Raw genomic sequence first — 11443 nt, forward strand, 5'->3', positions numbered from 1 at the left:
ACAAGAAGGTCCCAGTATGATTTATCCCGATCCCCGGAGAGAATCGATCGACCTGTCGCTGTACGGCCCAGACGTGGCACCGAGTGCAACTAAGTATGGTCTTCCTCAACACGTTCAATTTTGCCGTAAATGCGTGATCTCGAATCAGCGGCCGAATTCGGCGGTCGAGTACAAGCACACGGCTGAGAGTAAGAAGACCGTAATTGCTTTCGACGATGAGGGCGTCTGCGACGCCTGCCGCAATGCCGAGCGCAAGCACGCGGTGATTGATTGGGATCGCCGCCGCGCCGAACTGGTCGCACTGTGCGACAGGTACCGCTCACGCAACGGCTCCTATGACTGCCTCGTTCCCGGCTCCGGCGGCAAGGATTCGTTCTACCAGTCGTGGATGCTGAAATACGAATTTGGCATGAACCCGTTAACCTGCACCTGGGCCCCGCACATTTACACCGACTGGGGCTGGCGTAATTTCAACCGCTGGATTCACTCCGGCTTCGACAACTATCTCATGACGCCGAATGGCCGCGTCAAACGCCTGATGACGCGGCTGGCCGTGGAAAACCTGTTTCACCCGTTTCAGCCCTTCATCATCGGCCAGAAGGGCTTCGCGCCGGGCTTCGCGGCAAAGATGGGCATCCCGCTGATATTCTACGGCGAGAACGAGGCGGAATATGGCAACCCGATCGCCGACAACGAAAGCGCTAAGCGCGACTACGACTATTTCTCGATGGCCTCTGATGAGGAGACCTATCTGGGCGGCGTGTCCGTCGCCGATCTCCAGTCGAAATTCGGCGTCCGCAAGGCGGATCTGTCCGCATACATGCCGTCTGATCCACGCATTCTGGAAGAAAAGGGAATCGAGGTCCACTATCTCGGCTACTATTTGAAGTGGCACCCGCAGGCGGCGTATTACTTCGCCGTCGAGCACGGCGGCTTCGAGGCCTCGCCGGAACGTACTCCCGGCACGTATTCCAAGTACAACTCGATTGACGACCGTATCGACGACCTGCACTATTATACCACCCATGTGAAGTTCGGCATTGGTCGCACCAGCTACGATGCTGCGCAGGAGATCCGCTCTGGCGACATCGAGCGCGAGGAAGGCGTGGCGCTTGTAAAGCGCTATGACGGCGAGTTCCCCGAGCGCTTCGCCGAAGAACTGTTCGAGTATCTGAGCCTGCCGTCCGAGATGTTCCCGGAGGCTTCCGCCCAGTTCGAAGATCCTATTATGGATCGCGACTACTTCGACGCCCTCGCCAACCGGTTTCGTTCACCGCATCTTTGGGCCTATGACAACGGCGAGTGGAAGCTGCGCCGCACCGTCTTCCAGGAAAACTGAGACCCATAATGAATAGAAGGCTGATTGCACGCCTCGACGTGAAGATGGAGCACCTGATCAAGGGCATACATCTGGAAGGCTGGCGAAAAGTGGGGGACCCCAAGAAGCGCGCGAAGCTGTACTACGAGCAAGGTGCCGATGAGCTCCTCTACATGGACGTCGTTGCCAGCCTTTATGGCCGGAATAACCTTTCGGGCATCGTGCGCGAAGTCGCCTCGGAAGTCTTCATCCCGATTACAGTGGGCGGTGGCATCCGCAGCTTGGAGGCAGTCCGGGAGATGCTGTCGGTCGGTGCCGACAAGGTCGCCGTCAACACGGCCGCCACGCAGGATCCTGACATCTTGCGCGCGATCTCCGATACCTACGGCTCGCAGGCCACCGTTCTGTCGATCGAGGCGAAGAAGCAGGTAACCGGCGGCTGGGAAGCTATGACCGACAACGGCCGCAACCATTCGGGCCGCGACGCAGTGGCCTGGGCTGTCGAGGGTCAAAAGCTTGGCGCGGGTGAGCTTCTCGTCACCTCCATCGACCAAGACGGAACCGGTCGCGGCATGGATGCGGCACTGATCTCCGCTATCGCCCGCGAGGTCGACATTCCGGTCATCGCATCCGGCGGTGTAGGCAATCCGCGCCACGTTGTCGACGTGCTGAAGAACCCGGACGTCAGTGCCGTCGCCGTCGCCCGTGATCTGCACCTTGAAAAGCACACGCTCGGCGATTTCCGCGATGCCTGCCACGCAGCGGGCATCAGCACTCGGCACGTAGGACTGGAGAAGGTGGCATGAGCGGCACAATCGTCGTCAACTACGGCATCGGAAACGTCTTCTCGGTTTGCAACGCATTGCGCGCCATCGGCAGCGAGGCGGAGTTGACGGGCGACCTAATGGCCATCCGTAACGCTGACCGCCTGATCTTGCCGGGCGTCGGCGCATTTGCACGCGCCATGGACGCACTTCACAGCAAGGGAATCTCCGACGCACTGCGGGAATTCGTTTCTACCGGGCGCCCATTCTTGGGCATCTGCATTGGCATGCAGGTGCTTATGGACCGCTCCAGCGAGTTTGGCAACACCGAAGGGCTGGGCTTCGTGCCCGGCTCCGTCGAGCGCATCGCGCCACAGAGTCCATCAGGCCAGCATCTGCGCGTGCCGCATATCGGCTGGGCGTCGCTCCTACCATCGAACGGCGAGGACTGGGAGGCAACGCCGCTCGAAGGCGCGAATGAGACGGGCGATGCCGTCTACTTCGTCCACTCCTATCATTGCATTCCGGCCGATCCGGCCCAGCGCATCGCGCATGTTGACTATGACGGGCTTGAGGTAACCGCGGCGATACGTCGGGACAATATCATCGGGCTGCAGTTCCATCCAGAGCGCAGCGGCCGGGCCGGCCAAAGGATCCTCGAACGCTTCCTCGCGACATGACGAGACGGATCGTCTGCATTGGCGGTGGCGGGCATGCCGTCGTCGTGATCGATGCCTTGCAGGCAATTGTGAGCACCGCCGCTGATATGGAGATCGCCGGATTCACCGACGAAACGGGCGCTGCGCAACCTATTCTCGGTCTGCCGTGCATCGGGACGGATGCGGATCTTCCGCATCTTGTTGCCTCACGCCTCCTCACTCATTACATCGTCGCGGTCGGCTCAACTAGGGGTGGGGGCGAGCTGCGCACGCGGCTCTTCATTGCGGGCGAAGCCGCCGGCCTCGCGCCCCTTACCGCAATTCACCCGTCAGCGATCGTTGCCAGGTCGGCGCTTATCGGCGAGGGCACCATCGTGATGGCAGGTGCTGTGATCCAGCCCCGAGTCGAAATTGGCCGCAACGTTATCGTTAACACGCGCGCCTCCATCGACCACGACTGCCGGATCGGCGATCATGTCCATGTTGCCCCCGGCGCCGTCTTGTCGGGCGGCATTTTACTTGAGGACGGTTGCCACGTCGGAGCCGGCGCAGTCATCCTGCAGAACCTGCGCATCGAGCGCGGCGCGACTGTCGCCGCCGGGTCAACGGTGGTCCGCGGGGTAGCAGCCGGAGCCTTGGTCAAGGGAACGCCGGCGCGCTAATGGCAAGTACACGGGGCCGCAAAAGGTCAGGAACAGAATGGACACGAGCACGCTGAAATCGATCAGTTTGAGCGAGACGCACAAGCTCGCTGACGCCGTCGCCCGCATCGAGGCGAGTGGCGGCCAGATCGCGCTGGTCGTCGATGAGCAATTCCGCCTGATCGGCACAATCACCGATGGGGACATCCGACGCGCGATCCTGCGAGGCGCGACGCTGGAATCCACCGCCGGCGACGTGATGCACCGCCATCCTCGCTCCGTCCCGCTCGGCACCCCGATGGCCGAAATCGCCGCCATTCTGAAGCGCGAGATGATCTTCCAGATGCCAGTGGTGGACGCAGAGGGTGTTGTGGTCGGCCTGCACCTCGCTGACCAGATTGAGCTCCCCGATCCCGCCGCGCACCGGGTCGTCATCATGGCAGGTGGGCTCGGCACGCGCCTGCGCCCGATCACTGAGACGGTGCCGAAGCCGATGATTGAGGTGGGCGGGCGCCCGATTTTGGAGCGAATTCTGGAGCGTTTCCGCGAGCAGGGCTTCCGTCAGGTGTCACTGTGTGTCAATCATCTCGCCGGAATCATCGAGGGCCATTTTGGCGACGGCGCGGCGTTTGGCCTTCAGATCGACTATGTCCGCGAAACCAAGCGCATGGGCACTGCCGGGGCGCTGTCGCTGCTGGGGGAGCGGCCGGAAAAGCCGCTGATCGTGATGAACGGCGATATCCTCACATCAATAAACTTCGGCCAAATGCTGGCCTTCCACTACGAGAACGCCGCGCTGGCGACGATGGGCCTTAACCGCTACCAATATCAGGTGCCTTACGGCGTGGTGGACGTGAGAAAACACCACATCACTGGCTTTTCGGAAAAACCGGTCTTCGACTTCTTCGTCAACGCCGGCATCTACGTCATCAGTCCCGAGATCTTGGACCTGATCCCGCCCGATCGCTTTTTCGACATGCCCTCCCTCTTCGACCAAGTCCACCCCGACCGCCGGGTCGCGTTCCCCTTGCACGAATATTGGCTTGATGTCGGAAAGCCAGACGATCTGAGCCGCGCTATTGATGCGTTCGGCGAAAGCGAGCCGAGGTCGGCGACGTGACAGCGCGCTCAGTTATCGTCCGGTTTGCCGATGGCCGTTCCGTTGATGGTTGGAGCCTGCGGGAGGAATTATCCGCAGACGTTTTCCAACGGCAAGCGCATTACGATCTGGCAGGTGCGTACGCGCAGGCAATATGCACCTCCCCCGGGGTTGAACCGGTGCTACATAATCTGCTGGCTCTGAAGTCGCCCCTTATTCGCGATGTGAGTGCAGCATTGTTCGTCTTTGAAAGAGATCCAGAAGCCGTCACGGAACTGCAGGTAGCGCCGAACATCAGTGCCGTTTTGAGACGCTTCCGGCCTCAGATGCCGATCGTTGAGAATCAGAGCCTTAACGCGGAACTGGTCAGCAGAAGGGCAGCCTTGACAACAGCAGCAAAAGCGATCGCTCACCGTCTTTATAGGATGAGGCGGAGGCCCTATGTCGGGGGTAAGGCGGTGGTTCGCGCGTGGGTCGAAGTGACGCTGAAGATGTACGCACGTGAGGTCAAGAACGCTCAGGTTCGCGTTTTCCCCTTTCCGCTCAATCGGCACCGCCAGAAGGAATTCCTCGACGAGTTGAGGCGCCAGCGGATCGACTGGACGCGAGATGGCCTGCCCTATCGTCTTTCCTCAGCAGCCGGTCTCATTGCTGCCGGGGGAAACGACCGTGCTCTCGCCATGGCGAAGTTCGAACGCGACGCGTTTGTCGACTTTGCTTCGGAGGTCGTCCGATCTGGCGCTGGGCCTGTCTTCACGAGCGACGAGTTCGAGCTTGGTGCCGTAGCCGCAGGTCAGGCATTCCGCGTGGCCGGCCTGCACTATGTGAACTCAGCTCATGGTGTTGGATTTTATTGTCCGCGCACGGCCTACAGTCACTTCAGGTACCTTACGGCCAGCCAGCGAGAATTTTACGGCCGGAGCTCTCCGGAAACGCAATTCGTACCTCGGCAGACCGCTAACTTCGTTCTGGCGGAACCGCCGTCTCCGACGAACGGCCGCGCGTCAGTGGTTTTCGTTCATCAGGACTTCCGCGGTGCGGGGCTGCCGGCGGAAGCCGATGTAGAAGAACAGATCATGGAACGCTTAGACGCGCTGAAGCTTCCGGCCCATGTCTCCAAATATGTGAAGGTACATCCCAATGCGAACCCTCAGCACCTAAGCGGAAGATTGAGAGACTGCAGTGTTGCTACAGAGTGGAATCATATTGAGTTTGGCCGCTGCCTCTTCTTGATGATCAATTCCACCGCGTTCTATGATCTGATCGGCGCGGGGGACATCGCCGTTTTCAAGGACGTCTCCTTCTCCCCTGAGCTCTATCTGGAAGGCGAGTATCAACATTTCGATCTGCAAACCCTTGCACCAACGATCGAAGGCTGGGTGAAATCCCACGGTGCAGCGAGGCGGGAGTGATGAGAGTTCGTCTTAAGCGACTTGCGATAAGAACGCTCACATGGTTCCAGATTAATCTAATCTACGACTTTCGTGAGGTCGGCGAGAACGTTCGTTTAGGCAAGCGATTGTTTGTCTCCAAAGGCCGCGTATCTGTTGGAACAGATGTTTATATCGGCGCTTACTCATACCTGGACGGAGACATTTCAATCGGAAATGATGTCATGTTGGCAAACAATGTTGCCATTGTTGGAGGTGACCACATCTTTCGCACCCCAGGAATAGCCACATTCGCCGCGCCGCGAGAACATTGGCGCCGAACCACGATCGAAGACAATTGCTGGATCGGTCATGGGGCCATTATCCTCAACGGTATCACGATGGGCCAAGGCGCGATCGTAGCAGCGGGTTCAGTTGTAACGAGGAATGTTGCCCCCTACAGTATCGTCGCGGGCAACCCAGCCAGCGCTCTTGGCAATAGATTTGACGAGGAACAGCAACGCCAACATGAAGCACTTTTGGGGCTAAAGAGGCCCCTGGCGAGGTCGCCTTGAGAACCGTGATCGTGCACGATAGAACGCCGAGCGACGATCGCCTCGCTTACTGGCTGGGTGTTCTGGCCGCAATTCCTATAAGCTATCCGACCGTACCCTATTACTTGTTTGCATTCGCTATCCTTTTGATTTGCGTTATGGCACTGTTCATGCGGATGACGAGGCCGCTCAGTGATATTGCGCTCTTCGCCGCCGCAGCCGGCATTTTGATGTGCGCTATTGCCATTCTGTCCAGCCTTTCCAGCCCCTATCGGGAATTGCTCGACCCCGCCCGGATTAGCACAACGAGTTTTTTCTACCTCTTTTTTATCTGCGGTCTTGAGAGGTGGCTCGGTTTGTCTGAACAGTTTCGGGCGTTTTGCTAAGTGGATTTCCGCCTCGATTATGCCGCCACCATCATTGGTGCCAGCGCGTTGAAGTAGGCCTGATCCGGCGTCTGCCGGTCAAGGGATGAATGTGGGCGTCTGGCGTTGTAAAAGGTCAGATATCGGCCAATGCCGACGCGGGCCTCGGACACAGTCTTGTAGGCATGGAGGTAGACTTCCTCATATTTGATCGAACGCCAGAGCCGCTCGACGAAGACATTGTCCCGCCACGCGCCCTTGCCATCCATCGAGATGGCGATCTCCGCCTTCTTCAGCACGGCAGTGAAGTCGATGGAGGTGAACTGCGATCCCTGATCCGTATTGAAGATATCGGGCTTGCCATAACGAGCAAGTGCCTCTTCGACGGCTTCGATGCAGAAGGCTGCTTCCATTGTGATCGACAGCCGCCATGACAGGACCTTCCGGCTGAACCAGTCGACGACGGCGCAGAGATAGACGAAGCCCCGCGCCATCGGAACATATGTCAGGTCCATCGCCCAGACCTGGTTGGGTCTCGTGACCGCCAGCTTGCGCAGAAGATAGGGGTAGATTTTGTGCCCAGGCGCTGGTTTCGAGGTGTTTGGGCGGCGATAGATCGCCTCAATGCCCATCTTCTTCATCAGCGTGGCGACGTGCAGCCGCCCAGCTTCCAGCCCTTCTCCTCTTAAGAGCCCTTGCAACATCCGACTTCCCGCGAACGGGTAGTCGAGATGCAGTTCATCGATCCGCCGCATCAGGGCAAGGTCGCCATCAGGCGCCGGACGTGGAGAATAGTAGACGCTGCCACGGCTGAAGCCGAGAAGCTTCGCCTGGCGCACCACGGATAGCTTGTGCTCGCGGACGATCATTTCTTTCCGCCCAGCAATCCCGCCTTGCCGAGCGCACCGGATAAAAAATCATTCTCCAGTGTCAGTTCGCCGATCTTGGCGTGCAGCGTTTTGACGTCGACGGTCGGACCCGCTGGTTCCGTCCTCGTTCCATCGCCGAAAACGCCTGTCGCCCCCTCAAGAAGCTGGTCTTTCCACTGTTTGATCTGGTTGGCGTGCACGTCGAACTGCTGGGACAATTCCACCAGCGTCTGCTCACCTCGAATGGCGGCGAGCGCCACCTTTGCCTTGAAAGCCGGGCTGTGGTTCCGGCGGGGTCGTCTCGTCATGGTCTCTCCTGTTCCCGGCATCTAAGCCGAAGTCAGGCAGAAATTCCACTTATCCTAGCTGTGCAGATTTCCCGAGCCACCTCTTTGCGATCGTTAACTATGGGCGCTTTTTCAAAGGCTTTGTCGACGCGATGGCCGTGCAGGCGGCGTTGATCATCGTTGCATCCGTTTTCCTTCTGCCATGGTGGGCGGGAATGCTGGTCTTCTCAGTTCCAGAGTTCCGGCTTTGGGGTGCGGACATCTTCCCGGATTGGCCGAACTTCTTTGCGGCCATGCTTTGCATAGCCTTCATCGCAGCAATGACCTTCCAGCGTAGGTGGCTGGTCGGTTTGCTGTGCCTGATGGCCGCTATCTTGACAACGTCGCGGACAGTATTTCTGGCTGTCGCCATCTTCCTTGCCTGGCACGTCATGCTCCGTCAGCAGCGCTACACCGCAATTCGACTTGCCGCCGTCATCACCGCTTCTATCGGCGCCGCCGCGCTGCTTACCATCCTCTTGGCCGGCACATTCGACTCCGAATTCGCGGCGCGCCTCCTCTTGATATCGGACAGGTTGGCCATCCTCTGGAGTTCCATCGATCTAATGCTTGAGAGTCCTTTGACCGGTGTAGGCGGCGTCTTGCTCGACTATAGGGTTGGCCATCTGGGGGCAGCCTCGTTCCACAACTCGTACCTTGAAGTTGTTGTCAGGACAGGCTTGATCGGTCTTGCGATCTATATGACCCTGATCCTTCTACCGCTTTTCCTACTGCGGTGGTCCGATACGCTGATCCCCCTCGCTCTCTTCATTCTGGCGGGATCCATGTTCCAGAACTTGCTGCGACATCCTCATATCGCGATCGTCTTTTCCGTGGTGATCGCATGGGCCGGCTTACGGCGCCGCATGCGCCACGTCCCAGAAACGCCAGCAAACAGCTGCCAAATAGATTCCGCTTGAGCGGCAAGTCAGACGCGCTTTCGCACTTTGTGCGGGCTGAGCCAGGGCAGGTCGGATACTCGGATGGCGAGAACAGAAGTGCCTACGAACAGTACCAATTGAGCCGCAAGAAACGCGAATGGCGCGCCTTGCAGGCCAACGCTGCGCACCAGCATGTAGGACATGCCGATGTTCAAGAGCCCAGCTGTGAGTGTCACGCTCGCTAGGCGAGCAGTGGCGCTGGCATAGAAGACGAAGTTGGACATCATCAGATACATGCCGCCGACCGCCTGCCCCAATGCGATCATCGGCATGAACGAAGCGGCCTCGCCGAATGCGTCACCGGCAAAGAGAGGCAAAAGGTAGTAGGCGATCGCGCCCGCGAGAAGACCTCCCAAAGCCATGATCCCCAAAAAAGCATAAACGAGTCTCACAATCCGTATTTTGGCAGTCGGATCATCGTCCTTCAACGTCTCAAATATCCATGGGGCGACCGTTCTGTTCATTCCGTCCGCGATAAGAAGCACGGCCAGGCCGATCTGGACGGCAACTGTGTATATGCCTGCCTCGGCAAGGCCCAAGAGGTTCGTAATGATAAGACGATCCGCCAAGGCAATCAGCATGCCGCCAAGCGCATGGGGAACAAGCGGTACTCCGAATCGTAATGCGTCTGCAACATGCTCGCGCGCTGCCGGAAACTTTAGCCACCCATTGGTCCTCAAGCGGTACAGCGCCCAAACCGCAGTCACGAACGAAGCTATCATCACCCCCATCGGCCTGCCTTCCCAAGCGTAACTAAGTGCAATCACGAGTGAGGCTGACGCGACAATGTCCAGGCCCACCTGGCTTAGCCTCATTGATGCAAACTTGGCCGCGGCCCGCTCGGACTGCCAGATCGCGAGCTGAATCTGGATCACGAACTGGCAGCTCGACACAACGATTGCCGCTACAACCCACTTCGCGGGGAGCATCGTGACGCGCTCCACAACCGGCATTGTTGCAAGGACGAGGGCGATCACGAACAGCGTGCTTCCGATCAAAACCACCATGCAACTGGCCACGTAGCGGGGAAAGTCGATTTCATCGCGCTTGAAGTAACGTATGCCAACAGCACCTTGAACACTTAGTCCGGTGAGAGCCGTAAAGAGTTGACTTACGATGGTGAACATCGTCACGAGACCATACTCAGTCGGACTTAAAACTCGAGTTAGCCAAGGTAGAAAAATCAGCGGTATTGCACCGAACGCACCGTTCGCGACCGTGAAAAGGAACGCCGAAACGATGGCGGATCGATTCAGCGGCATCGTTCACGATCTTCTTGAGGAAACCGAGCCATTTTCACGCTTCGCTGCCCATCCCCGCATTTCGCATCTTCGCCTCCAAACCATCGAGAAGCTGTGTGCGGTCGAATTCGGCGAGGCCGTAGGTCCTCGCGTTTGCGCCCATGGCGGCGCGATCTTTTGGCGGCATAGCGGCCAAGGCCTCGATGTTACGTGCGAGCGCAGCGCCGTCCCCCGACGGGCTAACCACACCGGCGCCTGCCTCCTCGATCACCCGAGCCCCCTCGCCGTCAAGCATGCCCACAAGCGGCACACCGGCGGCAAGATAGCTCTGCACCTTGCCGGGTATGGTCATGGCGAAGATCTTTTCGCGCTTGAGCGAGACCAACAGCGCGTCGGCGGTGGTGAAGAAGGAGGGCATTCGCTCCAGCGGGAAGCGTCCAAGCAGGATCACGCGGTCTGAAAGGCCGCGCCGTTCGATCTCGTTTTCCACCCACGGTCTCATCCGTCCGTCACCGACGACCAGGATACGCACCTTCGCGTCGGAGCGAAGCGCTTCCGCCGCATCTAGGATTGCGGGGAAATCCTGCGCATCGCCGACATTGCCGGCAAAAAGCACGTTGAAGCTGTCAGCGTACCGGAGGACTTCCGACGCTTTGGCAATCTCCTTCGCGCCCTGCTGGAAGATCGGCTCGGCCCAGCCGGGGAAATAGCTCACCGTCGCATCCTTGCCCGCATAGGTGCGCACATTGTCCATGAAAGAACGCGACTGAACGAGGATGTGGTCGGTGCGGCGGTAGATGTAGCTCACCAGTCTGCCAACCAGCGCCAGCAGGCGCGGCGACTTCACAGCGCCAACCGCCTCCAGCGTATCTGGCCAAAGATCGAGGATCCACACGAACAGCGGCGCCCGCTTCAACCGGCGCTGGAGGATTGCCGGCAGCACGGCCGTGATTGGCGAGATCATAAAGACAAATATCGAATCGAACCTGCGGCCACGCAGCCTCCAGGCGCCGACGGTCAGGCCGGACAAAACGAAGCTTGCATAATTCGCTATCAGGCGCAGGCTGCCCTTCCCGCGCGACAGCATGGGGATACGGATAACCTCAGCGCCGTTGAAGCGGGCGAACTCTTGCGGGCTCGACCTGTACTCTCCAAACACCTTACCCGACGGGTAGTTGGGTAGGCCGGTGAGAATGGTGACCTCGTGACCGCGCGCGATCATGTCGGACGCGAGATCGTTGATCCGAAAATTCTCCGGCCAGAAGTATTGCGTTAGGATGAGAATGCGCAAGGCGG

The 11443-nt window shown here is 59.0% G+C and carries 12 protein-coding genes and 2 pseudogenes; 10 read left to right on the forward strand and 4 right to left on the reverse strand.

Annotation, left to right across the window (positions count from 1 at the left end; genetic code table 11):
* Nucleotides 1–16: 16 nt before the first annotated feature.
* The 7 genes and pseudogenes from NT26_RS14985 to NT26_RS23410 form a co-directional block, all read left to right on the forward strand.
* Nucleotides 17–1339: an N-acetyl sugar amidotransferase gene (locus NT26_RS14985; RefSeq protein ID WP_052639866.1), complete on the forward strand. Its 1323-nt coding sequence runs from the start codon at nt 17–19 to the stop codon at nt 1337–1339.
* A gap of 8 nt (nt 1340–1347) precedes the next feature.
* Complete coding sequence (gene hisF / locus NT26_RS14990; RefSeq protein WP_052639868.1) at nt 1348–2124, forward strand: imidazole glycerol phosphate synthase subunit HisF; 777 nt, start codon at nt 1348–1350, stop codon at nt 2122–2124.
* Nucleotides 2121–2762: an imidazole glycerol phosphate synthase subunit HisH gene (gene hisH / locus NT26_RS14995; RefSeq protein WP_052639870.1), complete on the forward strand. Its 642-nt coding sequence runs from the start codon at nt 2121–2123 to the stop codon at nt 2760–2762. The genes hisF and hisH overlap by 4 nt, the downstream gene beginning before the upstream one ends.
* Entirely contained in the window at nt 2759–3403 is a 645-nt protein-coding gene (locus NT26_RS15000) for an acetyltransferase (protein ID WP_052639872.1), read from the forward strand. The genes hisH and NT26_RS15000 overlap by 4 nt, the downstream gene beginning before the upstream one ends.
* 37 nt (nt 3404–3440) lie before the next feature.
* A complete protein-coding gene (locus NT26_RS15005) occupies nt 3441–4502 on the forward strand; it encodes a nucleotidyltransferase family protein (protein ID WP_052639874.1) in 1062 nt (353 codons plus the stop codon).
* Nucleotides 4499–5893, forward strand: coding sequence for a hypothetical protein (locus NT26_RS15010; protein WP_152338627.1), 1395 nt, complete (start codon nt 4499–4501; stop codon nt 5891–5893). The genes NT26_RS15005 and NT26_RS15010 overlap by 4 nt, the downstream gene beginning before the upstream one ends.
* Nucleotides 5893–6078 (forward strand): annotated as a pseudogene (locus tag NT26_RS23410) (hypothetical protein); the annotation flags it as partial. The gene NT26_RS15010 and the pseudogene NT26_RS23410, both read left to right, overlap by 1 nt.
* On the opposite strand, the gene NT26_RS23150 reads toward NT26_RS23410, so the two are convergent.
* The gene (locus NT26_RS23150; RefSeq protein ID WP_244467738.1) at nt 6079–6225 is read right to left on the reverse strand and encodes a hypothetical protein; all 147 of its coding nucleotides are present in this window, start codon (nt 6223–6225) and stop codon (nt 6079–6081) included.
* A 12-nt stretch (nt 6226–6237) separates the two neighbouring features.
* Between NT26_RS23150 and NT26_RS23155 the strand changes: the two are divergent.
* Nucleotides 6238–6426: pseudogene (locus NT26_RS23155) on the forward strand (LbetaH domain-containing protein); the annotation flags it as partial.
* Nucleotides 6423–6791 carry a hypothetical protein gene (locus NT26_RS22800; protein ID WP_052639878.1) on the forward strand — a complete coding sequence of 123 codons (369 nt, stop codon included), beginning with the start codon at nt 6423–6425 and terminating at the stop codon, nt 6789–6791. The pseudogene NT26_RS23155 and the gene NT26_RS22800, both read left to right, overlap by 4 nt.
* A 17-nt stretch (nt 6792–6808) precedes the next feature.
* On the opposite strand, the gene NT26_RS15020 is transcribed toward NT26_RS22800, so the two are convergent.
* Nucleotides 6809–7947, reverse strand: a protein-coding gene (locus NT26_RS15020) for an IS3 family transposase (RefSeq protein ID WP_172974136.1) whose coding sequence is annotated in 2 segments (ribosomal slippage) — nt 6809–7689 and nt 7689–7947 — 1140 coding nt in all. Because the reading frame shifts where the segments join, the coding sequence is not laid out codon by codon here.
* A 131-nt stretch (nt 7948–8078) separates the two neighbouring features.
* On the opposite strand from NT26_RS15020, the gene NT26_RS15030 reads away from it, so the two are divergent.
* The gene (locus tag NT26_RS15030; protein WP_052639884.1) at nt 8079–8885 is read left to right on the forward strand and encodes an O-antigen ligase family protein; all 807 of its coding nucleotides are present in this window, start codon (nt 8079–8081) and stop codon (nt 8883–8885) included.
* A gap of 8 nt (nt 8886–8893) precedes the next feature.
* Here NT26_RS15030 and NT26_RS15035 read toward each other — a convergent pair whose 3' ends face one another.
* A complete protein-coding gene (locus tag NT26_RS15035; RefSeq protein WP_052639886.1) occupies nt 8894–10168 on the reverse strand; it encodes a lipopolysaccharide biosynthesis protein in 1275 nt (424 codons plus the stop codon).
* A 34-nt stretch (nt 10169–10202) separates the two neighbouring features.
* Nucleotides 10203–11438, reverse strand: a complete 1236-nt coding sequence (locus NT26_RS15040; RefSeq protein ID WP_052639888.1) for a glycosyltransferase family 4 protein — start codon at nt 11436–11438, stop codon at nt 10203–10205.
* Between the last annotated feature and the right edge of the window lie 5 nt (nt 11439–11443).

This window comes from Pseudorhizobium banfieldiae (assembly GCF_000967425.1).
GTDB classification, from domain to species: Bacteria; Pseudomonadota; Alphaproteobacteria; order Rhizobiales; family Rhizobiaceae; genus Neorhizobium; species Neorhizobium banfieldiae.

Coding starts and splice junctions, on each gene's coding strand:
- NT26_RS14985 (WP_052639866.1), top strand. CDS start 17: ATGATTTATCCCGATCCCCGGAGAGAATCGATCGACCTGTCGCTGTAC.
- hisF (WP_052639868.1), top strand. CDS start 1,348: ATGAATAGAAGGCTGATTGCACGCCTCGACGTGAAGATGGAGCACCTG.
- hisH (WP_052639870.1), top strand. CDS start 2,121: ATGAGCGGCACAATCGTCGTCAACTACGGCATCGGAAACGTCTTCTCG.
- NT26_RS15000 (WP_052639872.1), top strand. CDS start 2,759: ATGACGAGACGGATCGTCTGCATTGGCGGTGGCGGGCATGCCGTCGTC.
- NT26_RS15005 (WP_052639874.1), top strand. CDS start 3,441: ATGGACACGAGCACGCTGAAATCGATCAGTTTGAGCGAGACGCACAAG.
- NT26_RS23150 (WP_244467738.1), bottom strand. CDS start 6,225: ATGACCGATCCAGCAATTGTCTTCGATCGTGGTTCGGCGCCAATGTTC.
- NT26_RS15030 (WP_052639884.1), top strand. CDS start 8,079: ATGGCCGTGCAGGCGGCGTTGATCATCGTTGCATCCGTTTTCCTTCTG.
- NT26_RS15035 (WP_052639886.1), bottom strand. CDS start 10,168: ATGCCGCTGAATCGATCCGCCATCGTTTCGGCGTTCCTTTTCACGGTC.